The organism is Halomonas binhaiensis, from assembly GCF_008329985.2.
GTDB classification, from domain to species: Bacteria; Pseudomonadota; Gammaproteobacteria; order Pseudomonadales; family Halomonadaceae; genus Halomonas; species Halomonas binhaiensis.
The window spans coordinates 2937569-2963921 of record NZ_CP038437.2; the positions used below are offsets into that span (position 1 = coordinate 2937569).

Below are 26353 nucleotides of genomic sequence, written 5' to 3' on the forward strand. Positions count from 1 at the left end.
ACAATGACTGGCCGACGGGTCCCGTCAACATGATCATGCACACCAAGGCGGGTGGCTCTGCGGATGTATTCATCAGGACGTTGGCGAAGTCGCTGGAACCAGAGATCGGCCAGCAGGTTGTCGTTATCAATTCTCCCGGCGGGGGCGGCGCTACCCAGATGACGCGGGTTCGTGGCGCCAAACCTGATGGCCTGACACTTGGCGTCAATACGCTGACCCACTTCACGTCCATGCTGACCAATCTCGAGGGAACCTTCACGCCTGATGATTTCTCCTGGATCGCCTCGACACAGGAAGATGCCATCTTGCTGTTCGTCAAATCCGATTCCGATATCAAGAACCTTGACGACCTGATCGCCAAGGCCCGGGAAAACGATGGGCAGATCAATATGGGAGGCTTTGGCCCCATCGGTTCGATGCAGAGCATAGGCATTTCAATGCTCGAAGAGGCCGCTGACGTCAAGTTCAACTGGGTCGCCTTCAACTCCACACCAGATATTGTCGCCGCGCTGCTGGGCGGCCACGTGGATGTGGGCGTCTCTAACCTTGGCTCGGTAAGTTCCTTCTTCGATGCAAACCGCATCACCGGCCTGGGTGTCCTGGGAGAAGAGCGCCTGACCGGCCTGCCTGATCTGCCTACCTTCGGCGAGCAAGGTTATGAGGTCGACACCAGTTGGCTGCAGGTTCGAGGCATATTCGGTCCAGCAGATATCCCGATGGACATCCAACAGAAAATTGCCGATGCCTTCCACAAGGCGATGCGTGCGGAGGACTACCAGACCTATGCGCGCAATGCCGGGGTCGTCGATTCCTGGATGGGCCCCGAGGAGTACACGGACTTCGTTCATCGGATCAGTGACATCGCGGAAAAACAGCTGAAGACAGCGGGCATTAGCGAGTAACGGCTGCATGCCTCCTTGTTCGCCACATCTTGCACCGAAGGGGTAAGTGCCCCCTTCGGTGTGACCTGATGGGCTTCGATGGCCAATAACCGCCATACGAAACTTTCCCGCCCCCATAACTTCGATCTCGAGACCCCGCCCAGACCGGTTCGGTCTCCTGCTAAAACTCCGGTACGTAATCAGGTGAGTCCCCATGACCAAAGCATTTGATGGAATTCGAGTCGTCGATACAACACATGTACTCGCGGGCCCCTTTGCCAGCTATCAAATGGCCGTACTGGGGGCCGAAGTCATCAAGGTCGAGTCTCCCAATGACCCCGATCAGGCACGCATGCAGGGCTCTGACCGTGCCTTGAACGACATCGGAATGGGCACCGCATTCATGGCTCAGGCTTCCAACAAGAAAACGCTGGCACTCGACCTCAAGACCCCCGAAGGGCGTGAGGCAATGATGCGACTCATTTCAACGGCAGATGTATTCGTGGAAAACTACCGGCCAGGTGCATTCGATGAGCTCGGCCTGGGCTATGAAGAAATGTCTAAACTGAACCCGAAGCTGATCTATTGTTCGATTTCCGCCTTCGGATCGACCGGCCCCCGTCGTAAGCAAACCGCCTACGACAACGTGATCCAGGCATTCTCCGGCATGATGGCAATGACGGGACATGGCGACGGCAGACCCCTGAAATCGGGCGCTCCAGTGGTCGACTATGCCACTGGCACGACGGCGGCCCTTGCGATCTCGACCGCCCTGTTCCAGCGTGAACGGAACGGCGGTAAAGGCCAATTTGTTGATGTTTCCATGCTCGACGTTGCGCTGATACTGTCCAGTTCCCACCTCACCGGCTATCTCTGGAACGGCAAACACCCCGAGCAAAAGGGCAACACCTTCCCCTTCGCCACCATTGGCTGTTATCAAGCGGCCGACGTACCGATAATGATCGCCGCTTCGAACCTTCAGCAACAGCGGCGCCTCTGGACAGCGCTCGGTCGCGAAGACATGATCAAGACCGATAACAATCAGCGCCTGGACGCCCATGCCGAAGAAAGCGACGCCCTATCGAAGATCATCGGCACAATGACGGCGGACTACTGGGAAGAATTCTTGCAGAAGAGACGCATCCCGGCCGCGCGCATACGCCGCATGGAAGAAACTCTGTCCGACCACCAGGTGGCCAACCAACAGGTACTGTACAAGCATGCGGTTCCCAATAGTGCCATCAACGGCCTGACGGTCCCGGTCGCTGCCTTCAACTTGTCCGATAGCCAGCCGGAAGTCACACTGCCACCGCAGCCAATGGGGGCACAGAGCACGGAGATTCTCACACAACTCGGCTACGAAGCAGAGGAAATCGAGGCAATGCGGGCAGCTGGCGCCATCAACTGAGCACTCGCCGGCCTGTCCACAACCCACAGTGTTGACCAACGGCCCTGTGCCTTCAGGATCAAGATCACACCATGACCAATCCCATTGTTGTACTGGCCAACACGGCAGCTGCCTGGCACAGCCAATGCTTGAATGCAGACGTGACCTGGGCGACACGACGCGCTCTCCTCGACTGGTTCGCCACGACACTACCGGGTTGCGTACTTCCACCGACGACACTGCTGTCCGAGGCTTTTGCCGCCAGCCGCGGCCAGGGCAAGGCCATTTCTTACGTCGATGGTCAAACCGGATCCGCGCGGCACGCGGCCCTCCTGAACGCCACCGCAAGCCATACCGTCGAATTCGATGACATCTTCAAGGATGGCGGCTATCACCCAGGAAGCCCGACAATTGCCGCCGCCCTGGCCATGGCACAGGACAAGGGAACCTCACTCGAACAGCTGCACCGCGCCATCATTGCCGGCTACGAGGTTGGCTGCCGGATTTCACTGGCCATTCAGCCCAGCCACTACCGCTACTGGCATACCACCTCGACGGTGGGCACTATAGGCGCCGCCGTCTCGACCGCCATGATCCTGGGATGTGACGCAGATCGAATTGCTCATGCCATTGCCCTGTCCAGCAGTTTTGCCGGCGGCCATCAACAGAATCTCCAGGGTGAAGGCATGGCCAAGGCCCTCCATCCGGGCCATGCGGCCGACGCAGGGATTCTGGCGGGCCTCGCCGCAGCCAAGGGCGTCACTGCTTCCCTTGACAGCCTGCATGCGGACAAAGGTTACGCCGCGGCGACTAGCGCGTCGTGCGGTGACTGGGACATAGCGCTCGAGGGTATCGGCGACTGGACGCCTATCACTCGCATGACGGTCAAGAACCACGGTTGCTGCGGACACATATTTCCCGCGCTCGATGGGCTGAAGCTTATGCAGGAAAACGATGGATTCGTACCCGATGACATCGGCTCGATTCATGTCGAGGGGTACAGCGCCACCTATCAGATGTGCAACCGACCGGAGCCCCGCTCGGCCCAAGAAGCCCGGTTCAGCATTCAGTACTGCCTCGCGGCACAATTGCTGCTGGGCGGCGTCCGGCTGGCAGCTTTCACACCAGAGACACTGGCAAGGCAGGAAATTCGCGCTTTGATGCAGAGAATAACCGTCAGCGAGGATGCAGATCTGGCCTCTGCCTATCCGAAGCAACGCATGGCCAGGTTGCTCGTTCATCTAAAAGACGGCCGGCGAGTCCAGCATTTCCAGGCAACCCGGAAAGGCGATCCGGAAGACCCACTGTCGGATCAGGAACTGATCGACAAGTTCGACGAGTTGGCTAGGTCCGTCCTCACTTGTCAGCAGATAGAGGCATTGCGTCGAGACATATTGTACGGAACCGAGCTGCCAGGCTCGGTCGTACCATCGGCTGAAACCCACGCCTGATTCGCAAGCCTGCACCCGTCGATTGGCCCGGCATGATCCACTGGGCCAATCACTGCCACCGATACCTCCTTGCTGCACTGATTAACGCACTTCTCTTACCCACTACACGGATATTCCATCTGCCAATGGAAAGGTTATCCTGAACGCTCGGATTCATATCGACGCGCCACGGCGATAAACCCGTGTATCCCCGGCATGAGAATACAGATCCTCACGACCTGGAAAGAGGTGATAATCGCCACATCGTATCCCAGAAATTGCGCGGTCAATGCCATTTCTGTCACTCCTCCGGGGGCGGCACTCAGCACCATTGTTTCCCAAGGCTGGCCAATCAGCTCGGCGAAGACAATAGCGGTAGCGCTGGTAAAAAGAATAAAGCACAACATCGAGACGATCAGCGCAAGCGTCAGCTTTCCGCCACCGAAAAAGAGGTCCTTGGTAAACACAGAACCCAGCCAGGTGCCAAGCACCACTTGGGCCCCTGCCAGAACCAGGTATGGATAAGGTGCCACCTGCAGGCCACTGCTGGATACGACGGCACAGCTCAACAGGGATCCGAAAAAATAGGGGTTTGGCAAGCGTAATATCTTGAACAGAAGCCCACCTGCCAAAGCGGAAATCGCCAGTAGCGCGACGCCACCCAGATCGAATACATACGCCGAATCAAGCCCTCTAGCGGGATCGCCAGGCCAACCATCGGCTAAATACAACGCGATAGGAATGAGCACCACAACGCTAGCTATTCTGATGGTTTGTGACAGGACGACCAGACCGAGGTTCAGGCCAAACTTTTCCGCGATAACAACAGCTTCCACCGGGCTGGTCGGCATAGTGGCCAGCAGTGCCGTTGGGTAATCGAGCCCAGTAAATCGCCTGAGCAGAACCGACACTCCTACGGCATTCATGCTGGTAAGAAATGTCAGTCCGACAATGACAGGTGCCATAGTCATGACGATGGCCAACGCATCACTGGTAAAGGCCATACCTACCGTCGAAGCAATGATCATCTGGCCCAGAGGTCGGGTCTTTGCAGATACTGGTGTCGTTACCAGGCCTGAAACGTATAGCGTGGCTGACAACATGATGGGCCCTATCAAGAACGGCAATGGCATTCCTATTTCACGAAAAGCCCAGCCTACAGAAGTTGAAGACAAATAAAGCGTCAACAACTTAATCAAATTGGTCAATGCGACCCCCTAAGGAATAAATCCACCATATGGCAGCACAAATATCGAAGCCAAAGGCGCCAATGCTCGATCACCCATGACACATGAAGGAGAAAAAAGAGCCCGCAACAGCAAATCAAAATCGATCTGCGGTTACGGGCTTGAAACGTCATGGACGGATTAGCCTATATCTCGACAAAATAGCAACATTACTCTTCTTCGTGAGAGACTTTTCGAGCATGTCGACGCAGGTTGAATTTCTCGTGTAGAAACCGAACAATCGGCATCGCAAAGGACAGAACTGCAACCGACAGCAGGATCAACGTTAGCGGACTGGTATAGAAGATATCGAGATTTCCATTGGAAATGACCAGTGCGCGACGGAAATTCGTTTCAAGCATTTCGCCCAACACCAGAGCCAGAATGATCGGCGCCAGTGGGATATTGACCTTGCGCAGAAGGTAGCCGATAACACCGAATGCCAAGGTGACATACACCGGGAACATCGAGTTTTCGGAGGCGTAGGCTCCCATCAGGCAGATGGCCGCAACGATTGCCGCAATCGCCGGACGAGGTACATCGGCGACTTTCGCCCAGTACCTGGCCCCCGCCAGGCCGATAAAGACCATCACCGGAACGCTGATCCAGAGGGAGGCAAAGATCGTGTAGGGAATCTCCGGCTTGGTGGTGAACAGCAAAGGGCCAGGCTGGATGCCGTGTATCATCAGGGCGCCAATCATGATCGCCGTGGTTGGTGATCCAGGAATGCCCAGCGCCAGCAATGGCGCCAGAGCTCCTGATACCGCCGAATTGTTGGCCGCCTCCGATGCAGCGATGCCCTCTATGCTGCCCTTTCCGAACTGTTCGGGCGTCTTCGAGGTCTTCTTGGCAACCGCGTAGGAAACAAAGGCAGCGATCGAGGCACCTGCGCCCGGCACGACACCAATGACATAGCCAATGAGCGAACTGCGCATCAGATGAAATTTCAACTTGCCGAATGTTTTCAAGGGTACCGCAAGAATACCGCTCATCGGCTGACTCTTGGTCTTTTCGGACGGCCCCGCCTCGACCATGAAAAGTACCTCGGAAAGCGCGAAGAGCCCCAGCAACACCGGTACCAACGGGAAACCTTCGAAAAATTCGGGGTGTGAGCTGAAACGGGGAATTCCGGTCTGGTCATCAAGCCCTACAGTCGCAAGTGCAAGGCCAATGCCCATGGCGATACCGCCCTTCAGCGCCGAGCCGCTGGACAAGGCCGATACAAGGCTCAACCCCACCAGGGCCAACGCAAAATAGGCCGTGGGGCCGAAGTTTAACGCAAATTCGGATAAGGGAACCGCTGTCAGGAACAACAGGATGGTACTGACGAAAATGCCCATACCCGAAGAAACGATCGAGATGTTCAGCGCGACACCGGCCTTGCCCTGTTGTGTCAGCGGAAAACCGTCCCAGGATGTGGTCACGGCAGCTGCAGTGCCGGGAGAATTGACAAGTATCGCCGAAATGGCACCGCCGTACTCAGCCGCGGCGTAGAGGGCAACCAACGTTACGATCGACACCAGAGGATCGAGACTATAGGTAAAGGGAATCAGCAACGCGACACCGAGGCTTGGCCCTAACCCCGGCACTGCCCCAATCATGTATCCGAGCAACGCACCAACAACCAGCCCGATCGGCACCAACGGATCAGCGAATGCTGAGAAACCAAGCAATATATTCTCAAACATGTCGACACCTTAAGGAAAATAGACACTGAGGACGAGAACGAAAACAGCATAGAGGCCAAGTGCCAAGCTCAGAGGAACAGCAATGAGCTGAAGCGGCCGTCGTTCCCCTACCGCCATCATGAGCAAAGCAGACAGGCTCACTATGGCAATGATGACTCCCAGAGCGTCCAGAAAAGCGCCAATACCGCCCAGAACAAACATCGCAATAATGACGGAGACAGGGCGATTCAGTGACACCAGTACAGGCTCCTTTTCCCTAAATACTTTCCACAGACCTTGGCAGCACATCATAAAAACGGCGACCAGGGTTCCGATGGCTATCATCATCGGGAAATCGCCAGCCCCCACTGCCTTGGGGTTTATCGGAGCGGGAAGTTGAGTCGCTTCGTATAGATAGACTGCAACGCCTATCAGCAAAACGAGTCCAAACAGCAACTCCAGCCATGCCAAGGGAATCTGTATTGTTCTCTCTTGCCTGCGATGTGTTTTGGCTGACTCCTTCGGCGCGCTTCGAGCCGATACTGTCGACGAATTCATTCTGTCCTCCTCAGGACCAGATGCAGGTCCTGCTTGTAACCACTCCAACGCTGGACGTGGACCGATTGTTATTGTGCGAGGCAACTGCCTCCCCGATGTACCCTGGCATTCGATGCCCAAGCACCACCGATCGAACGGCTATCCGACGAGACTCAATGCCTCTGAATACGACGCTTACTATGGCTGAAGGCACATCACTGCTGAACTGAGTATTTATTGGGCCTTAGGCCAGCTTTATGTTGGGCAGAAGAAAAAAGCATCATGGAAGCTTCCTCAAGTTACGCTCCTGGCCTTTACTACGACTACCTTGATCTTTCTCCCTTCCCAGCTCTTTCCCTCCACCCGCCCCTCCCTCTATCCAGCTCCTTCCCCCTTATCCAGCCCCTTACTTCTATTCACCCTCTAACTTTTTGTTAGTGCTGGCGGCAGCTTTACTCATTTGCACGCTGAAGACGCAAATTCAAGAATAATTCGCGGGATAACGGGATGAACAAACGATGACAAGTGTTCTGTTCCCGATGTGAATTCAGTTTTTTCGGACAATCAACCCGACACCTATCTTTCCAATAACACTCGAATTCGTTTTACGAAAAGAACAAGAGGCCCACCATGAATCAAGACGCTCTCATCGAATATCAGCAGGAAGATGGTATTGCCATTCTGACACTCAACCGGCCCGAAAAGCGCAATGCCATGAGTGATGCTATGCGCGCTGAATTGGTGGAACATCTAGCTCACCTTCGGCGCGACCGTAGCATCCGCGCACTGGTCATCACCGGGGCCGGCAAGGGCTTCTGCGCCGGCGGTGATATCGCCGGCATGAAAACACGCATGGAAGCAGATCCGGCCACGGTTGGATTCAATGGATGGGAACGTCAGCAAGGCGTGCATCAGGCCGCCAGCATGCTGCTCAACCTGCCGATTCCCACCATCGCGGCGGTCAATGGCGCCGCGGCAGGGCTCGGAGCCGATCTTGCCCTCTCTTGCGATTTTGTCGTAGCTGCGCGCTCTGCCACCTTCACTTGGGCTTACATCGCCCGCGGCCTGATACCTGATGGCGGCGGCATCTACTTTCTGCCACGCCGAATTGGTCTGGCACGCGCCAAGGCCCTGATCTTCAGCGGCCGCCGTGTCGATGCCGAAGAAGCCGTCCAGCTCGGTATCGCAGACCAGTTGTGCGAAGAGAATAGGCTGTTGGCAACCGCCAAGGCTATAGCCGAAGAAATGAGCAGTGGTTCGCGTACTGCTGTCGCCCTGACCAAGTCAATCATCAACCGCAGCTATGAGTTGTCAGAGCACCAGGTATTCGCTGAAGGCAGCAAGGCCCAGGGCATCTGTTACACCTCTCAGGAACATCGCGCTTCAGTGCAGTCCTTCCTCGATCGCGCCAAGGAGACAGGCAAATGAAACAGCTCGACGCCCTGCTCAATCCCAGAAGCATCGCCGTCATCGGGGCCTCGGCGGATCCCGGCAAGACATCCGGTCGTCCGATATCCTACCTGCTCAAGCATGGCTTCAGTGGCGCCATCTATCCGGTCAACCCCAAGGCATCCGAGATCCAGGGCCTAACCTGCTATGCCAGTATCGAGGCACTGCCGGAAGCTCCTGATGTCGGCCTGGTGCTGCTCAACGCCAAGCGTAGCGTCGACGCCGTCCGCTCTCTTTCTCAAATGGGCTGCAAGGCAGCGATCGTTCTTGCCAGTGGCTTTGCCGAGGCGGGTGAAGATGGACAGGACCTGCAGGAAGCACTGAAAGAGGCCGCCGGCGCCATGCGCATTCTCGGTCCGAACACCATCGGCCTGGTCAACCTGTCCGCGCGGATTCCACTCTCTGCCAGTGGTGCCCTTGAAGTCAGTGACCTGCCCACCGGCCATGTTGCCGTTGTCTCCCAAAGCGGCGGTATTCTCGGTGCCCTGCTCTCCCGTGCGGCCGGCCGCGGTGTAGGCCTTTCATCGCTGATATCCACCAGCAATGAGGTAGACCTTGAAGTCAGCGACTTCATCGACTATCTGGTGGACGATGACAATACCCGGGTCATCGCGCTCTACCTGGAAAGTGTGCGCAACCCGAAACGCTTTCGCGAAGCGGCCATCCGTGCCCGAGACGCCGGCAAGCCGCTGGTGGTGTTCAAGATCGGCCGTTCCGAGGCAGGTGCCAGTGCAGCCAGTTCCCATACTGGCGCGCTGGCCGGCGAAGACCGTGTTTATGATGCATTCTTCCGTGAACTGGGCGTTATCCGTGCCAACACCTTCGACGAGTTCCTAGACATTCCGGCTGTACTGGTATCCGGTCGCAAGCTGACCGGCCGCCGCGTAGCCATCCTGACGTCAACTGGCGGTGCCGGAACACTGATCGCCGACAGTCTCGGGATGAATCATTTCGACACACCGGCACCTGATGCCAACACCGCCTCGCAATTGCGTGCACTGCAGGGCAACACTCCGACAGCCCTGGATCGCAATCCGATCGATGTGACACTCGCCGGCCTGCAGCCCGAGCTACTGCGACAGGCAATCCGTACTCTTCTGGCAAGTGATAGCTACGATGCCCTCATCGTGGTCATCGGCTCTTCAGGACTGGCCATGCCCGACCTGGTTGTTGGTGCTATCCAGGACTGCCTGGATATCAATGACAAGCCGGTGCTGGCCTACGTCAGCCCCCACGCACCGGATACGCTGAAGCGTCTGAATCGCGCCGGCATTCCGGGATTCAGTTCTCCGGAAAGCTGCAGTGCTGTGCTTGAGGCCCTGCACTTTACCGGACAACCACTGCCTGGCGGACGGCCCACTCCCAGTGTCGAATTGCCTGATCTGACCGGCCTGACCGGAGGAGCAATCGATGAGGCCTCAGCCAAGTCATTGTTCAGCCGGACGGGTATCCAGGTGCCGGCAAGTCGTGTCGTGACTTGCCGCGATGAAGCCGTACAAGCGGCTCGCGAACTGGGGCAACCAGTGGTTCTCAAGGTGCTGGATGCCAACCTGCTGCACAAGAGTGATATCGGTGGCGTGGCCTTGCATCAGAATGCAGACACCATTGGCGCGCGCTTCGAGCAGATGATCCAGGATGTGGGAAGCCGGATTGACCGCCGTCCGGACCGCTTCCTGGTCGAGGCGATGGTCACCGGCGGCCACGAACTGATTCTCGGTGCCAATCGTGATGCCTTGGGTACGGCGATCCTGCTGGGTGCCGGAGGTGTGACCGCCGAATTATTCAAGGACACCACACTCTGCCTGTTGCCCGAGCAAGGCGGCCTGACGTTGGAACAGGCCAAGACGATGATGCGGAAACTGACGACCTGGCCACTGCTTGATGGCTACCGTGGTTCTGTTCACTGCGACACAGATGCCCTGGCCCAGGCCATCGTCGACTTCTCGAACCTGATCGCTGCGCTCGGCGACCGCGTGGTGACCTCTGAAATCAATCCGTTGTTCGTCCTGCCAGAGGGCCATGGTGTCGTGGCGGCTGACGCCGTCCTGGTACTGGAACAGATGGAGAGTGACAACGTCGAGGGAGAGCGCCGTTATGGCTGAACCAAAGCGCTACGGCCAGGTTCATTTTCGGCGCGAGGGGGAGATAGCCGTGATCACCATCGACAATCCCCCCGTCAACAGCAGTACGGATGCGGTACGCAAGGGAATCCTGTCCGCCCTGGCGAGCATCGATGCTGAGCAGGTTCACGCAGTCGTCCTGACCGGAGCCGGCCGGCACCTGATGGCCGGTGCCGATCTGCGCGAACTCGAGAACCAACCGACGGAGCCTACCCTGCCCCAGGTTACGGCAGCCCTGGAAGCCTGTCCGGTGCCGGTTATCGCTGCCATCAAGGGTCACACCCTCGGCGGGGGCCTGGAGTTGGCTCTAGCCTGTGATGCAAGGCTGGCAACGACCGATGCGGTCCTTGGCATGCCGGAGGTCAGCGTCGGCATCATCCCGGGAGCCGGAGGTACCCAGCGTCTGCCGCGCGCGGTCGGCCTGTCAGCCGCGATCGACATGATCGTCACAGGCAAGCCGATCAACGCCTCTCGCGCCCTGGACCTGGGGCTGGTCGACCAGTTACTGGCCAGCACCGACGCGGACGCCCAATACGCCGAAATCCTGGCTTTCGCCCGAGATTACCAAGCGGGTAAACAGCCATTGAGCGCACAAACGCCCGACCCCAGCGACAGCGCCGCACTGGAGGAACAAGCACAGCAGCTGGTTACCCGCGCCCGTGGCTTGCCGGCTGCAACCGTGGCGGCCGAGGTTGTTCTCAATGCGGCAAGACTGAGCTTCACCGACGGAGTCGCCCAAGAGCGCGCACAATTTCTTGCCCTGCGTGGCAGCGAACCGGCGCAGGCATTGCGCTACCTGTTCTTCACCGAACGCGCCAAACCCTTCGTGCCGCAGCAGCCGGTGCAGCCTCGTGCACTTGAGCGCATCGCGGTGATTGGTGCCGGCACCATGGGCAGCGGCATTGCCCTCTGTGCTCTGAACGCTGGCTACCATGTCGACCTGATTGAATTGAATTCGGCCGCACTCGACGCCGGCATCCATCGCATCATGAGCGAACTGGAAGGTGATGTCAGCCGACAGCGTTTGAGCGCCGAGCAACGCGAGGCTCACTTGGCTCGCCTGGCACCGAGCGAGGATATTCAGGTCGCCGCTCATGCGGACCTGGTGATCGAAGCAATCATAGAAGATCTCAGCGCCAAGCAGTCGCTGTTCAACACTCTGGCCGGGATCGTGCGTAAGGACACCCTGCTGGCAACCAACACATCCTATCTCGATATTGACGTGATCACGGCCGATATCCCGTACCCGGAACGTGTACTTGGCCTGCACTTCTTCAGCCCCGCCCATCGCATGTCACTGCTGGAGATTGTACGCGGAGCGTCGACCCATGACGAAGTGCTATGCACGGCAATGGCCTTCGCCAGCAGGCTGAAGAAGAAGGCGATCATCGTCGCCAACGCCTGGGGCTTTGTCGGCAACCGACTCTATGCCGCCTACCGGCGTCAGTGCGAGTTCATGCTCGAAGAAGGCGCCAGTCCAGAAAAGATCGACACCGCGATCGAGGCCTACGGCTTCGCCATGGGGCCATTCAAGGTGGCCGACATGTCGGGGCTGGATATTGCTTGGAAGATGCGCCAGCAGACCGCCGATAGCCGTCACCTGCGGCGCTATGTCGGCATTCCGGACCTGATCTGTGAAGCCGGACGGCTCGGGCGCAAGACCGGCAAGGGCTACTACCGCTACGACAAGAGTCAGCTACAGTCCGACCCGGACGTTGCCGAGATCATCGCCGTCTACCGCGCGGACAAGGGCATCGTGCCCAAGACATTCAGTGTCGAAGACATACAGCAGCGCGCCGTACTGGCACTGATCAACGAAGCCCTGCTGCTGCTCGGCGAAGGCGTCTGCCAGCGTCCCGAAGATATCGATATCGCCCTGGCGCATGGCTACGGCTTTCCACGCTGGCGCGGCGGTCCGATCTTCATTGCCCGCCGGATGCAACTGAACCAACTCAATGCAGCCCTCGATCGGTTCGTCGCTGTCAGTGGCAAAGGCCAGGAACGGGGTGACGCCACCCTGATAGCCCTTGATGCCAATAGGATTCAGCAGTGAATGGATGACAGACGCTTACGAGCGCTTCACAGGAAAAGTCGGCGTACTGAAGGGAGTTGCAATGGATGGCGACAGAGACCACCGACAACGCCTCTGCCATCAATGACGCAGCCGGCGTCAAGCAGTTCTTCACTGGCCAGCCGACTCGTAAACCTATTGGTCAGCCGGCTTCTCTGACTCTCCGGTATGAGTACAGGACCATGCGCCACTATTTCGAAGCATCGATCAAGCCGCGCTTCAGCGAAACCGATATGCGCGGCCATATCAATAACACCGTGATTCCCGTCTGGCTGGCGGATGGTCGGGCGGCACTGTTCCGCGAGGAACTCGGATCCCGGATACCGACCATGGTCGTCAACCTGAACGTCAATTTCAGCCGCGAACTCCACTGGGGAGCCCTGGTGATGGCACGGACGAACGTGGAAAGGATCGGCAACAGCTCCATCCGCTTCGCCCAGGAACTCTGGCAAAACGAGCATCGGTGCGTGCAGGCGTGTACCACCGTCGTGACCCTGGACATGGAGACTCGCAGGCCAATACGCGTACCTGACCGCGAAAGAACCCTCCTGGAGCCTTATCTGCTAAAGGATGCTGGCTAATGGTCTCTCATTATCCATGTACTTGACTTCGTAACCTTGTAGCATTCTGGAAAAGAAAAAATACAGCAATAAGATATATGTCCAGACATGACATGTACCCCAAAATCAAAAGGGCAATGCCTTTCGGCATTGCCCAGAACTACACCAAGCCTTCTGGCCTATGATATAGGCTCTGACTTATGAGAGCAGATCACCTGTAACACCACCGGTGAGACCGCCCAGGCTGCCCAGCAGGCTGTTCAGTGAGCCCAGGATAAGAGCAGGAGTCAGCGCAATCCCGGTGTAGGCGCTTGCGATCAGGCTACCAGCGCCACCACCAAGAAGGGCGCCGCCTTCCATGAAGTCGTTATACGCATCGTCGAAACTGATGCCGCCAGCAACAACGTCGATTTCATCGTTGCTCAGAACGCGGAGAGTAGAATCAGACATAATGCCTCCAGAAATATTGAATGTGTTCAGACAGCCGCTTCAATATCCTCATGCAGATCAATAACGTCAAACTCGAATTGTTTTTTTAAGGCACGATATTTTCCATGATGTAACGGAGAAATCATCCCTGATACATAACAAGAAAACTGTCATATAAATTTACCAACAGCCAAGAACATGAAGCCTCTTTACGAGAAACTTCACCGTACAGGCATATTCAGGCAATGGATCGGCTGCCGATATCCTGACTTTTGCCCTGCCAGGGCCACCAGCCAGCCCCCGGCAGCCTGTTTTGCCTTCTTCCACCCTGGGACGGAATCCCTCAAGACGACTTCCCTGTCATTCTTCCTCGAGGTTTATCGCACGTATTCTCCAGCGGCGTTCATCATCGGAGCAGCCCGGCACATCATTGCAACGTGCCAGCTCCATAGTGCCTGCTCGCGAGAATGATTCCCCTCGGCGCGAGCCTGAAACCTGAATCGGGACCTCGGCATAAAGCGTTCCGGCGGCCCCTTCCGTGTGGGCATCTCCCATCGTTTTTCCGTCGAAGGATTGGTAGGCCAGCATGGAGCGTTCAAAGAGATCACTACCGCCCTCACCGGTCGGTGTATTTGGAGCCCACATCACATAAGCCTGTTCAAACTCCCCCGCTGCCAACAAATCGAAATAACGCTGGCTGGTCAACACGGGGTCGCCCGAAACGTTATCCATATCCTTCGTCTCGGCTCCGGTCTCAGCCTTTCCTTGTTGCTGCTCCTGTTGTTGTTCCTGCTCCTGTTGTTGTTCCTGCTCCTGGGCCTCACTTGTCTCCACTCCTGGAGTGCAGGCAGCAAGAACGCAGAGCAACAGGGCCGAGAGCGAGACCACCTTGGCGCTTTGGCGCATGTTGAGATGCATGATCGTCACCTTTTGCTGAGGGATAACAAATGGGCTCAGCATAGTGCATGACATGTCCATAAAAACACTAGATATGTGTCGATCTGCCAATCAGGCATCACATTTCAATGAAGCAAAAGTACTGGTCAATGAGGCCAGACACAGGATCCATCATCTGACGTATCTGGCAATGGCATCAAAAGCCTTGCTCTGGCATAGCGCCTGCAGATACCAGAACTCGAGCACATCCGGAGCATCGTGAAGTGTTGTTGCAGTAGACATGGCTACATTCCTCTTTCCAGTAGATGTCACAACCATAGGGCATTTTGTTGCGACGCAGCATATAGAGTGTCACGTGTCAGAAAAAGTTCATGATCCGAGCACGCAAGACGCTATCGGAAACAGACAGGTGCCTGTGGCAGAACAGTGTATTGAGTAGCGACGTCATGTCTGGATGTCAGGAATAACGGGCATTGATTAGCCCATCAGTGGCGCATATTGTCCCGGAGTCACGCCGAACATATGCCGGAACAAGGCAATGAAGGCGCTGGCGTTGTCATAACCAAGGTCCAGTGCGATTGCTGTCACCGATCTGCCCGAGGCCAGCAACTCTAGGGCTCTCAACATGCGAACGCGTTGCCGCCATTCGGTAAAGCTGAAACCCGTTTCGGCCACGAAACGGCGCGACAGTGTACGTGGTGCAATGTTTGCCCAGGTTGCCCACTCTTCCAGTCGCCTCCTGTCACCTGGTTGGTCCGACAGTGCACGGGCTATCTTCAACAGGCGCGGGTCCTGTGGCATCGGCAGGCCCAGTGCCACCTGGGGCAGAATACGAATTTCGTCCAGAATCACACCTGCCAGGCGTGTCTGCGCCTCATCCAGGCTCCCCTCACCCCATGATGAAGCCCGTGTCACCGCTTCGCGCAACAGGCCAGAAACAGCCAGTGTGCACGGTTGGCAGGGCAAGTCTGTGCAGAGGGTTTCCGTGACATACACACTCCAACCTGCGAATGGCCCGTGAGAACGTAGCCCATGAACGACGTTGGGCGGTATCCATACGGCATGGGTCGCCGGGACAACCCAACAGCTATTGCCCGTATCAACCGACAGCAACCCATGGGTGGCTCCCAGCAATTGTCCACGTGTGTGGTGATGACGCTGAGTCACACGTGCCCCATTGGACAACCGCGATGCTGCAATCAACGGTGGGCCATCATCTGAGGAAGCTTGCTCAAGGGAAATCAGTGGACTCGTCATTGTGGCATCAAATAGGTATTGAATGTCCTTTATAGCGTACTCAGACCATTTTGGTATGCCTACAATGATGTCCTGAATACGTCACAGGCATTACAGGAGATGAATATGCAGGCTGAAGACATGTTACCTGATGGCCAGAACCAGGTTGAACGCGATGGTGTTGTCATTCGCAAAGGTACTGTCGGTGCCTTTCTGGTCAATGCCAGATTATGGTGTGATCCAACGACTAGTGCTCAGCAAAGGCAAAAGGCTGAGCATGACATCGTCAATGCCTTGCCTGCACTGCAGGCCCTGGGATTATTCGATGTTCTTGCCATTCGGGATGACGCATTAAGGAAGCTGGTCGAGGCGGCTGAGAAATGAATCCGGCATTCGCAGCTTCTATATGCGGTAATACGCGGTGAAGTTTGGACGAGGGACCCGCAGGGAAGCGGGGTTGGCGTGATGGCCGGGAATAGTTTCAGCGATGGCATTCATACGGTCTTCATGACCAGAAAATGGCCACTTGTCAGCTTGGGCGGATGCAGGTTATGAGTATTTCCCCAAGAGCACTTCTGCAGCCGTATCCTCATTTAAAAAGTAACCCTCTAGAAGCACATGGCATGAACGACTAGAGAGTTACAACCTAAAACCAAGAATTTCTATATCACATACTTATATCCTAGAGACCCCATCAGTAGCAGCATCGAGACCGATAACGTACTGCTAACCATCCGAGGGCCGTATTTAAGTGCCGAGCTGCTACCAAGATGGTTACCTGCCAAGTTTGCCAGCACTAACGGTATTGCCAAGAGATAGAGCACCTTCCCCGCGAACATGAACGCTACCAATGCCCCAATATTAGAAGAGAAATTGAATAGCTTCGAGTTAGCAGATGCCGATATCAAATCGAAACGCAGAATGAAATGTAAAGCCAGTATCAGGAAACTTCCCGTGCCGGGGCCAAAGAAACCATCATAGAAGCCAATCAGAAAGACCGTAACCGGAACGCCCACGTACAACTTGAATGGGGAGAAGTGCTGCATCCCTTCGTGATGGTCCTTCTTCGGCATGAAAGATAGAATGATGCCGACTGGCAACAGGGCCAGGATAATCTTCCCCACCGTATCTGGATCAAAAAAGAGGATCGTTTCAGCCCCTACATAGGCACCGACCAAACCAGCCGGAATACCAGTAGCGACCGCCTTCCAGATTACCTTACGATTCTTCATGAAATTTCGGATTGCAGCGAGCGTCCCCAAGGTACTGACTATTTTCTCCTGACCCAGTGCTACCTGTGGAGGCAATCCAGCGAGGATAAAGGAAGGCACCAAGATCAACCCACCTCCACCAGCTACGCTATCGATAAACCCTGCGGCAAAAGCTGCCAGCATCAAGGCTGCCACCAGCCCTACTGAGAGATCCAGGTTGAGAAACTCCATTTTCTTTCTTCTCCTTATTTAAGCCAGCGCTTTCTCACCATCTCTTTTCAAGGCCCTTACGAGTACCGATGTATCCATACGCCCCAACCCTTCTCGCTGCAGCAGTTGGTAACGCTGGTCCACGGCTTCTGTCATTGGCAAGCGAACACCATAGGTGGCAGCTTCGTCCATGCAGATCCCCAGATCCTTGCGCATCCAGTCGATAGCAAATCCAAAGTCAAATTCATCCTTGGCCATGGTTTCCAAACGGTTCACCATCTGCCAGGAACCAGCCGCTCCGTGCTGCAGGGTATCAACGACTTTTTCAATGGGTAGCCCCGCTTTTTCTGCCAGTAACAAGGCCTCACTCAAACCTTGCAACACCCCGGCAATACAAATCTGGTTTACCATTTTGCAGCGCTGCCCTTGTCCGCTTTCCCCCATCAGCTGTACCTGACGTGAGTAGCTCCGCATCACTGCCTCAACGTTACGGAATGCCGATTCATCTCCTCCACACATGACGGTCAGACAGCCGTTCTCCGCACCAGCCTGCCCTCCGGACACTGGAGCATCAATAAATGAACAGCCATTCTTTTCACAGGCATTTGCTAGCTCGATCGACAGATGCGCAGAGGTTGTCGTGTGGTCTACAAGCACGCCACTAGGCTTCATGCCTGCGAGCACTCCGTCATCGCCATAGATCACGCTACGCACATCGTCATCATTACCGACACACACAAAAACGATGTCGGCATTGCTGGCGGCTTCTCGTGGTGTCGATACCGCTTGACCTTGGAACTCGGAAGCCCAGGAGTCTGCTCTCGCACGTGTCCGGTTATACACAGTGGTTGGATATCCGTTACGAGCCAAATGACCCGCCATTGGATAACCCATGACTCCCAGACCAACGAAGGCTACTTTCAAGGCGCTCATAAACTTTCCCCTACTTTGATTAATCCAAACCGATGTGGCTCTTTTCTTTTGATACAGATTTCAGCCTTGCCCATGACTGCATCCCAAATAACCGAATAAGCCATCGATCGGCCCCATCATCTCTTGGCTGATAGCCTTCGCGACGATGCAAAGTACGTTGGTTACGGATGATTAGCAGGTCACCAGGAAGAAATACCGTGGCTATCTGATTTTCAACACGTTCCAAAGCCGCTTCGAACATAAGCAAGGCAGCAGCAGCTCGAGAAGTGAGAGGAGCAGTGTTTTCTTTGTCGTATCGACAAAAAGCCACTCCGGCGTCACAAAAAACCAATAGAGGAAGACAAGTCTTTTTGCCCTCAGCAAAAGAGTCCGGGCGCGAGATCAGGAATTCGCTCTCACAAAGATGTGAGATCACATTGGCATTCAGGTCGCCCAATACCTTGTCCAATAGAGCAATGGATGACCGAACCTTGAGGTCACTTCGCATAGCAAGGAGAGATAGAAACTCAGGACAAGCAGAGCAGTCACCTAGAGGCTCTGGTGTTAGAGGTAAGTCAGGATTATCGACATGGAATCCAAAGGTGAGCTTCGAGCCATGAGAAGACCTCTGCCCCCTCCCCCCAGAAGCAGGCACTACATGGCGAAACAGCTGGCCACCATTTTCATTCTGATAAGCGACAGGGCGAAGGCCTGCTAGATGATACAAGCCGATATGAATTGCATTAGCCAATGGAGAGCTTTCAGGAGATTCATATCCTTTATAAGGCGTTGGAGGCAAGTGGTGGTCTATCGGTAACCCCCGAATCACCAGTGCACTCTGCTGAGCGTTCTTCCCGAAGGACCGGATTGTGCCAACCACATCAGGCGATAGTGCATACGCCAGTTGAGCCCCTAACCACTCAGAAGCATCCAACCATTCCCTATCATTCTGCAGAGCCAGCTGGCTGAAGTGCTCTCTTATCACTGCTGAGGATTGATAAGAGATGTGACACTCACTAACAGGCAAGTCCTCCCCTGCAAACTCCTTATGCATCTGCAACATACCCATGGCATTCCCTTGCGTGTCTAGTGCTGAATCGTTATAGAGCGCAATAGGCTAATGTATAAATGATATATGTTAATTTTCAAAATGACAAATGTCACTAGACTTTAGTATCACATAGTCATTCTCTACTCGCAGGCCACATGGAGCTAAGCGGTAGGTTCAGGTAGAATGGAAATAAATTTCATAGACATGGAAACGACTTTAATGGGCGAAGCCAAGTACGTAGAGATCGCTCAAGAAATTGAGTCAAAGATTGATATTGGTCATTATGCCGAAGGTGACAAATTGCCTGCTCATCGCGCACTAGCTGATGAGCTCAATACGACGCCAATGACCATTGCCAAGGCTTACGGGCTACTCTCAGAAAAGGGCCGCATCGAGTCTTTTGTTGGACGCGGCAGCTTCGTGAAGGCAAAGTCTCAGCTTAAACAGGCAATCCAGTCGCAGCTTGATGATAGGGAATGGAATTTTTCCATCCTGCAACCCTGCTATGCCGAACACGTGGAAACGCTCCATGCCCACCTACAACACAGCTTTGCGAAGCTGACCAAACCAGCACTGTACGGCTACATCGAAGATTCAGGCCTGATATCCCACAAAGCAGCAGGTATGCAATGGATGCACCTCCAAGGAGTAACGGTGCGTTCTCCTGAGCAAGTACTGCTGACCAACGGTGCACAACACGCGCTGTCGATTTTGATCGAGCTCTATAGCAAGCCTGGTGATTACATTGCCGTTGATGAGTGGACATACCCCGGTTTGCTATCCATTGTCAGCCTTCTTGGCCGCAAAGTAGCCGGGGTAGCCATGGACGACCAAGGGATGATTCCGGAAGCTTTGGTCGATATTTACCACCGCCACAAACCGGCCATGGTGATATTGCTGCCTTCTCATCAAAACCCAACCACCATCACACTGTCGCAGCAGAGACGGGAGCAGCTCGCCGAAATCGTGCAGCGCTATCCTCTATGGCTAGTAGAAGACGATATATACAGCTTTCTGAACACCCACCCCACCCAGGCAATGACCAACCTGGTGCCTGAAAAAAGTTTCTGCATTCATAGCCTATCCAAAGCAATAAGCCCAGGCCTTCGCTGTGGTTACATCAAGGCCCCTCAAAGCCAGATCGATCGGCTATCAGCGTTTATCCGTGCAACCATCTGGTTGCCATCGCCCCTGATGTTCGAAGTCGCAAGCAACCTGATTGAATCAAACCAGGCAGTTGAGATGGCCGAAGCACAACGGCAAATCGCTTGCCGTCGACAACGCGTAGCACGCAAGCAATTTGCCGATCAAGTATTCCACGCGCAAGACTCTAGCTACCACCTTTGGCTTCAGTTACCAGATGGCTGGCAGGCTGATAGCTTTACTCTGACAGCAAAAGAGCGCGGCTTACTGGTTAGCAGTGGAAACTATTTCTACACAGGAAGTGATGAGACTAGCTCAATTCGACTATCGCTTATGGCGATTACTGATGATGCCGCACTAGAAACAGGACTGACCGCATTGAGCTCTCTTCTCAATGCAAAAATAGATAAAAACTAATATGCCATATTGCCCACTTGCCATAGGTCGCCCTATAGCAAGTGGGGCGATACAGTAGTCGCCTTTTAGTCACAGCGCTTGTGCATATGCTCACCATGCCATGCTTATAAGCGTCAAATTTCATTAACACTGCATAGCGCGGCATGGCCGAAAATAGACCATACACGGCGTTCTGTTCTATATGCGGTAATGTGCGGTGAAGTTTGAAAGACAAAACCAATGGTGGCGGGAAGTTACTACTGATAGGCGGGAATGTTTGAGCATATGCGGGAGTGCATTTGGAGCGGGTGAAGGGAATCGAACCCTCGTCTTAAGCTTGGGAAGCTTCTGCTCTACCATTGAGCTACACCCGCAAGAGAGATTTCGATAGTAGACTCATGAAGTTATGTTGTGCAAGTCGTCTCTTGCTCATCTTGATACCAATACGCCAATCCATAGTTTTCCCATATGATGGCATTGCACCTATTTCCTGACCAAAGGCCTCTCCCGTATGACCCTGCCGTTGTTCCTGCTTGTTCTTGGCATATGCGTCCTGTTGTTCGGCTCTGTGCTGGCGATACTGATGCTGGCTCGTACACCTCGTTATCGCACGGAGCCTTCCCACCTGCTGGATCTGTTCGACAAGGCACTGGATGAGAGCCTGTCCGAAGGCGAGTGGAATGCCATCATCAACTATCCCATTCGTCATGATGATTTCCTGGATGGAGTACGTCGACGCGCCCGCCATATCATGGATGAACATGGCCGTTTCGGCCGTATGTCTCGCGGCAGGCCGCTATTGGACAAGACCGGTGGCGAGGAGCTCAGCGCCCTGCGTGATCACCTGCAGGCACATACCCGTCTTAGAGAACAACGTGAAAAGCGGTGAGCTAGAAGCCACAATCCGATAGAATGGTGAAATTCGTCCGTCCCGCCGGAGACTGTGGATGAACAGCGCGATACGACAGATTCCTCTTGATACCGCCACCCAGCACCATGCCCACGATTACCATCAGATCGTGATTGCGCTGGAAGGCCGCGCTGACTTCGACATTGAAGGACTGGGCGGCAGTATCGAAGGTTTTTCTGGGTGTATCGTTCCCGCCAACCATATGCACTACTACGCGGGGACCGGCAATAATCGCCAGCTGATTCTTGACCTGCCGGCAGACGCCCTGGCCTTGACCGGGCATCACCATGAACTGGCCCGGTTGTTCGATGCCCCACGCTTCTTTACCTTGGACACACCACTCAAGCACTATCTTGCCTTTCTGACCCAGGAAATCGGCCAGCTCGCGACGGATGGGCCTGTGCCTTCCCTGCATCAAGAACGTCTGGCCACGACACTGCTTGGATCACTGTATACACGCCTGGCCAATGAAGCGCCTCCTGGCCATCGCCGTATCGACCTGCAGGCTCTGGACCGCTACATCGACGATCATCTTTCGAGCCGCATCAAGGTCGCCGACCTCGCCGCCTTTGCCTGCCTGAGCGAAACGCACTTTACCGAACGCTTCCGGGCCCAGACCGGCCTATCCCCTTGGCAGTACGTGATCCAGCGCCGTCTTGAGGCCTCACGCCATTTGCTCACGCGCAGCCACCTGCCTCTATCCGAAATCGCTGCCTTGACTGGCTTCTCCCATCAAAGCGCCCTGTCCCGTGCATATCGCCAGGCTTATGGCCACCCTCCCAGCCAGTTACGTCGCCATCCCAGCACCAAGACTCTGACAACCAACAGCAAACTTCTCGACAGATAAGCGGTCTCGACAGGTAAACGTGCGCCTGCCAAGAAGCCCCGAAAGCGCTATATCTGCGCGCTGAGCGTGGGATGCCATCATCCACGGCGACTGCCTTTACAACGGGGTTTGACAACATTGCCGGTGAATTCGGTAAATCCTCCGTCTATTTTGACAAGCATCCAGCTCCTGTCACGCCTAGTCTTCTAGTATGCCCATCCTCTGCGGAACTGTTCCGCAGCGAGTTAATTCCGCGACGTGCTGCCTGTGCAGCCTGCCGCGACTGGTTACCACCGCCCTTGGCGCCCACTCCTCGGGGACCGACATGCTCAATGCTAACAACATGCTGGACGCTGCCACCTGGCAAACTGACCTCGACACTCTGTTCGCTCGTATCAGCGAGCATTATATCGTCGAAGAAAATGACTATGTCAGCGAACTGATCAAGCTGATCGATGGTGACAAGGCCCATATCGAACAAATCGCCCAGAAGGCGGCTTCTCTGGTACGCGAAGTGCGTGAGATGGATACCGCCGTCGATACGATCGATGAGCTGCTCCAGCAATACAGTCTGGACACCCATGAAGGTCTGATGCTGATGTGTCTGGCCGAAGCCATGCTGCGCATCCCGGACAAGGAGACTGCCGATGCGCTGATCGAAGACCGCCTTGGCCCGGCCGATTGGAAGGCTCACATGGGCAAGAGCGAGTCGTGGCTGGTCAATGCATCTACCTGGGGCCTGTTGATGACAGGGCGCGTGGTCACGCTGGACAAGCCTCGCGATGATGGCAAGCCCTCCAGCTTCATCAACAAGATGGTCAACCGCATGGGCGAGCCTGTCATTCGCCGCGCCATGGTCGAGGCCATGAAGGTCATGGGCAAGCAGTTCGTGCTTGGCCGTGACATCAAGGAAGCGCTCAAGCGCTCCCAGCCTCTGTTCGATAAAGGCTACACCTATTCCTACGACATGCTCGGCGAGGCAGCTCGTACGCGCAAGGATGCGCAGCGCTACTTCGACGACTATGCTCGCGCTATCGAAGAAGTCGGCAAGACCAGCCGCAAGCTCAGCGCCAACACACCTGCGCCATCCATCTCGATCAAGCTCTCTGCCCTGCACCCACGCTACGAGTTCGGTCGTCGCGAGCAAGTGCTCGAGGAACTGGTCGATAGCGTGCGCAAGCTGGCACAGCTGGCCCGTGACAACGATGTGGCCGTGACGATCGATGCCGAGGAAGTCGATCGCCTGGAGCTGTCCCTCGAGGTATTTCGCGCCGTTTACGAAAGCGCCACCTGCAAGGGCTGGGGGCGTTTTGGCCTGGTCGTCCAGGCTTACTCCAAGCGCGCTCTTCCGGTATTGCATTACCTCAACCGTCTGGCTGACCAGCAAGGCGACGAAATCCCCCTGCGTCTGGTCAAGGGCGCCTACTGGGACACCGAAATCAAGGAATCGCAGACACATGGCGTCGACGGTTATCCGGTGTTCACCCGCAAGGCAGCCACCGATGTTGCCTACTTGTCCTGCGCCCGCTTCCTGCTGTCGGACAACACCAAAGGGCGGATTTTCCCGCAGTTTGCCACCCACAATGCCCACACTATCTCGGCCATTCTCGAGCAGGCTGGCAACAGTCAGCGGGCATTTGAATTCCAGCGTCTGCACGGCATGGGGGAAGCACTCTACGATGCCGCGTTGAAGCGCGCTCCCCAGGGAACCTACTGCCGTATCTACGCTCCGGTGGGTGCCCACAAGGACCTGCTGCCCTACTTGGTTCGTCGATTGCTGGAAAATGGTGCCAACTCTTCCTTCGTGCATCAGTTGGTCGATCCCAAGGTTCCGGTGGAGTCTCTATGCGTGCATCCCATCGAGACACTGAGCAAGTATCCTTCTCTGGCCAACAACCGCATTCCGTTACCGCGTGACATCTACGGTGAGAAGCGTCTCAATTCCCGCGGCGTCAATCTCAATATCCGCAGTCAGTATCAGCCGCTGATGGATGAGATGGCCAAGCACATGGACACCCAGTACGAGGCACGCCCCCTGCTGGCTTTCTCCGTGGCAACGGACCCCAGCCTGGTGCATGAAGTGACCAGCCCCTACGATCGCCGTCAGAAAGTGGGTAGCGTTCTGTGGACCAGCAAGTCCCAGGCGGAACAGGCGGTCGATGCCGCCTGGAAGGCTTTCCCCACCTGGGAAGCGACTCCGGTAAGCCAGCGTGCCGATATCCTGCGACGCTTTGCCGAGCTGATGGAAACCAACCTGGCCGAGCTGATGGCGCTTTGCTCTCGCGAAGGCGGCAAGCTGCTGACCGATGGCATCGATGAGATTCGTGAAGCAGTGGATTTCTGCCGTTACTATGCCACTCGCGCCGAAGAAGTGTTCGCCACTCCAACGGACCTACCTGGCCCGACCGGCGAATCCAACCGTCTGATCATGGGTGGCAAAGGCGTTTTTGCAGCGATCAGCCCATGGAACTTCCCGGTCGCCATTTTCTGCGGCCAGGTGGTCGCCACCGCAGTGGCAGGCAATACTGTACTGGCCAAACCGGCCGAACAGACCTCTATCGTCGCCCATCGGGTGGTGGAATTGATGTACGAAGCCGGCATGCCCCACGATGTGGTGCAGCTCCTGCCTGGCGACGGCCCCACGGTGGGCAATGTCCTGACCAGTGATCCTCGTGTTACCGGCGTGGTCTTCACTGGAGGCACTGACACAGCCCAGATCATCAATCGTGCCCTGGCAGCAAGAGAGAATGCACCCCTGCCCACCCTGGTTGCCGAAACAGGCGGCATGAATGCCATGATTGTCGACTCCACAGCTCTTCCCGAGCAAGTCGTGGCGGACGTCGTCCAATCAGCGTTCCAGAGTGCCGGGCAGCGCTGTTCCGCCTTGCGCGTTCTCTACATTCAGGACGATGTAGCCGACCGAGTCCTTGAAATCCTCGATGGCGCCATGGCCGAACTGCGCGTGGGCGATCCTCGCGACCTTGGCACCGACGTAGGCCCTGTTATTGATGAAGAAGCTCGTCAAGGCCTGCAGGCACACATCGAGCGCCTCAAGGGAGAAGGCCGCCTGATCAGCGAAACGCCCCTGGACCCGCACGAAACAGCAAATGGAACTTTCGTCGCACCTGCCGCCTTCCGCATCGACAGCATTGATGCCCTGGAGCGCGAACAGTTCGGTCCGGTGCTGCATGTGGTGCGCTGGAAGAGTAAGGAACTCGATCAGGTCATCGACTCCATCAATGGCCGGGGTTACGGCCTGACCTTTGGTGTGCATAGCCGCAATGAGTCCTTTGCCGCTGAAATTGCACGAAAAATGCGAGTTGGCAATATCTATGTCAACCGCAATATCATCGGCGCCGTCGTCGGTGTTCAGCCTTTTGGAGGGCAGGGACTCTCCGGTACTGGCCCGAAGGCGGGTGGCCCTCACTATCTGCTACGTTTCGCTACCGAAAAAACGGTGACGATCAACACCGCAGCACTGGGTGGCAATGCCTCTCTGCTGGCCCTGGACGACGAGTAATCCTGGTGAATCGGTGCCGATCCTGCAAGGACGGCACCGATTTCCTTCTGCAAGATCAGCAGGATTTCTCAAAAGAACTCTGAAAGCTGACATTCAATACAGTTCGAGAAAGTCCAGCATGAAACCTCTCATCACCATGGCATCATGCTCAACCTTCGCACTATGATAAAAGGGTTGCCAATCGCCATGACAATGAGGGATTTAATGGAGCAATCCTGCTTTCCTGGTGAGTGAAAGTGGGAAGGGAGTCAGTACCTTTGCTACCATGAAAAGGTAAAAATACT

The 26353-nt window shown here is 55.7% G+C and carries 21 protein-coding genes and 1 tRNA gene; 12 read left to right on the plus strand and 10 right to left on the minus strand.

All coding sequences use genetic code 11. The annotated features are described in order from the left end of the window. The first annotated feature begins 29 nt into the window (after window positions 1-29). The 3 genes from E4T21_RS12930 (at window position 30) to E4T21_RS12940 (ending at window position 3719) form a co-directional block, all read left to right on the plus strand. Window positions 30-902: a tripartite tricarboxylate transporter substrate binding protein gene (locus E4T21_RS12930; RefSeq protein ID WP_240349132.1), complete on the plus strand. Its 873-nt coding sequence runs from the start codon at window positions 30-32 to the stop codon at window positions 900-902. 193 nt (window positions 903-1095) lie between these two features. Beyond that, entirely contained in the window at window positions 1096-2289 is a 1194-nt protein-coding gene (locus tag E4T21_RS12935; protein ID WP_149285465.1) for a CaiB/BaiF CoA transferase family protein, read from the plus strand. 71 nt (window positions 2290-2360) lie between these two features. After that, the gene (locus E4T21_RS12940) at window positions 2361-3719 is read left to right on the plus strand and encodes an MmgE/PrpD family protein (RefSeq protein ID WP_149285466.1); all 1359 of its coding nucleotides are present in this window, start codon (window positions 2361-2363) and stop codon (window positions 3717-3719) included. A 134-nt stretch (window positions 3720-3853) separates the two neighbouring features. Here the strand turns inward: E4T21_RS12940 and E4T21_RS12945 are convergent, their stop codons facing one another. The 3 genes from E4T21_RS12945 to E4T21_RS12955 form a co-directional block, all read right to left on the minus strand. Next, window positions 3854-4831, minus strand: a complete 978-nt coding sequence (locus tag E4T21_RS12945; protein WP_149285467.1) for an AbrB family transcriptional regulator — start codon at window positions 4829-4831, stop codon at window positions 3854-3856. Between the two features lie 263 nt (window positions 4832-5094). Then, window positions 5095-6564: a tripartite tricarboxylate transporter permease gene (locus E4T21_RS12950; protein WP_240349133.1), complete on the minus strand. Its 1470-nt coding sequence runs from the start codon at window positions 6562-6564 to the stop codon at window positions 5095-5097. Window positions 6565-6621: 57 nt separating this feature from the next. Continuing rightward, complete coding sequence (locus tag E4T21_RS12955) at window positions 6622-7149, minus strand: tripartite tricarboxylate transporter TctB family protein (RefSeq protein ID WP_149285469.1); 528 nt, start codon at window positions 7147-7149, stop codon at window positions 6622-6624. A gap of 609 nt (window positions 7150-7758) precedes the next feature. On the opposite strand from E4T21_RS12955, the gene E4T21_RS12960 reads away from it, so the two are divergent. From E4T21_RS12960 to E4T21_RS12975, 4 genes are all read left to right on the plus strand, one after another. Then, window positions 7759-8556, plus strand: a complete 798-nt coding sequence (locus tag E4T21_RS12960; protein WP_149285470.1) for an enoyl-CoA hydratase/isomerase family protein — start codon at window positions 7759-7761, stop codon at window positions 8554-8556. Then, window positions 8553-10679, plus strand: coding sequence for an acetate--CoA ligase family protein (locus E4T21_RS12965; RefSeq protein ID WP_149285471.1), 2127 nt, complete (start codon window positions 8553-8555; stop codon window positions 10677-10679). The genes E4T21_RS12960 and E4T21_RS12965 overlap by 4 nt, the downstream gene beginning before the upstream one ends. Next, complete coding sequence (locus tag E4T21_RS12970) at window positions 10672-12750, plus strand: 3-hydroxyacyl-CoA dehydrogenase NAD-binding domain-containing protein (protein WP_149285472.1); 2079 nt, start codon at window positions 10672-10674, stop codon at window positions 12748-12750. Before E4T21_RS12965 ends, E4T21_RS12970 begins: the two co-directional genes overlap by 8 nt. 65 nt (window positions 12751-12815) lie before the next feature. Beyond that, on the plus strand, window positions 12816-13349 hold the full coding sequence (locus E4T21_RS12975; protein ID WP_149285473.1) for an acyl-CoA thioesterase: 534 nt from the start codon (window positions 12816-12818) through the stop codon (window positions 13347-13349). A 177-nt stretch (window positions 13350-13526) separates the two neighbouring features. Here E4T21_RS12975 and E4T21_RS12980 read toward each other — a convergent pair whose 3' ends face one another. From E4T21_RS12980 to E4T21_RS12990, 3 genes are all read right to left on the minus strand, one after another. Further along, a complete protein-coding gene (locus E4T21_RS12980) occupies window positions 13527-13778 on the minus strand; it encodes a hypothetical protein (RefSeq protein ID WP_149285474.1) in 252 nt (83 codons plus the stop codon). A gap of 339 nt (window positions 13779-14117) precedes the next feature. Further along, the gene (locus E4T21_RS12985) at window positions 14118-14675 is read right to left on the minus strand and encodes a hypothetical protein (RefSeq protein WP_149285475.1); all 558 of its coding nucleotides are present in this window, start codon (window positions 14673-14675) and stop codon (window positions 14118-14120) included. A gap of 456 nt (window positions 14676-15131) precedes the next feature. After that, a complete protein-coding gene (locus tag E4T21_RS12990; protein ID WP_149285476.1) occupies window positions 15132-15911 on the minus strand; it encodes an AraC family transcriptional regulator in 780 nt (259 codons plus the stop codon). Between the two features lie 105 nt (window positions 15912-16016). Here E4T21_RS12990 and E4T21_RS12995 point away from each other — a divergent pair, with 105 nt between their 5' ends. Beyond that, window positions 16017-16274, plus strand: coding sequence for a hypothetical protein (locus E4T21_RS12995; RefSeq protein ID WP_149285477.1), 258 nt, complete (start codon window positions 16017-16019; stop codon window positions 16272-16274). A gap of 278 nt (window positions 16275-16552) precedes the next feature. Here the strand turns inward: E4T21_RS12995 and E4T21_RS13000 are convergent, their stop codons facing one another. From E4T21_RS13000 to E4T21_RS13010, 3 genes are read right to left on the minus strand one after another with little or no spacing between them, the layout of a single operon-like run. Next, on the minus strand, window positions 16553-17332 hold the full coding sequence (locus E4T21_RS13000; protein WP_149285478.1) for a sulfite exporter TauE/SafE family protein: 780 nt from the start codon (window positions 17330-17332) through the stop codon (window positions 16553-16555). Between the two features lie 18 nt (window positions 17333-17350). Beyond that, window positions 17351-18244 carry an NAD(P)-dependent oxidoreductase gene (locus E4T21_RS13005; RefSeq protein ID WP_149285479.1) on the minus strand — a complete coding sequence of 298 codons (894 nt, stop codon included), beginning with the start codon at window positions 18242-18244 and terminating at the stop codon, window positions 17351-17353. A gap of 19 nt (window positions 18245-18263) precedes the next feature. Then, window positions 18264-19292, minus strand: coding sequence for a TauD/TfdA family dioxygenase (locus E4T21_RS13010; RefSeq protein WP_205423388.1), 1029 nt, complete (start codon window positions 19290-19292; stop codon window positions 18264-18266). 201 nt (window positions 19293-19493) lie between these two features. Here E4T21_RS13010 and E4T21_RS13015 point away from each other — a divergent pair, with 201 nt between their 5' ends. Then, window positions 19494-20834, plus strand: a complete 1341-nt coding sequence (locus E4T21_RS13015; protein WP_149287205.1) for an aminotransferase-like domain-containing protein — start codon at window positions 19494-19496, stop codon at window positions 20832-20834. 279 nt (window positions 20835-21113) lie between these two features. On the opposite strand, the gene E4T21_RS13020 is transcribed toward E4T21_RS13015, so the two are convergent. After that, a tRNA-Gly gene (locus tag E4T21_RS13020) sits at window positions 21114-21187 on the minus strand. 137 nt (window positions 21188-21324) lie between these two features. On the opposite strand from E4T21_RS13020, the gene E4T21_RS13025 reads away from it, so the two are divergent. The 3 genes from E4T21_RS13025 (at window position 21325) to putA (ending at window position 26069) form a co-directional block, all read left to right on the plus strand. Further along, window positions 21325-21702, plus strand: a complete 378-nt coding sequence (locus E4T21_RS13025; protein WP_420827710.1) for a hypothetical protein — start codon at window positions 21325-21327, stop codon at window positions 21700-21702. A 58-nt stretch (window positions 21703-21760) separates the two neighbouring features. Continuing rightward, entirely contained in the window at window positions 21761-22570 is an 810-nt protein-coding gene (locus E4T21_RS13030) for an AraC family transcriptional regulator (RefSeq protein ID WP_149285480.1), read from the plus strand. 304 nt (window positions 22571-22874) lie between these two features. Next, window positions 22875-26069 carry a bifunctional proline dehydrogenase/L-glutamate gamma-semialdehyde dehydrogenase PutA gene (putA, locus tag E4T21_RS13035; RefSeq protein ID WP_149285481.1) on the plus strand — a complete coding sequence of 1065 codons (3195 nt, stop codon included), beginning with the start codon at window positions 22875-22877 and terminating at the stop codon, window positions 26067-26069. Window positions 26070-26353 lie beyond the last annotated feature (284 nt).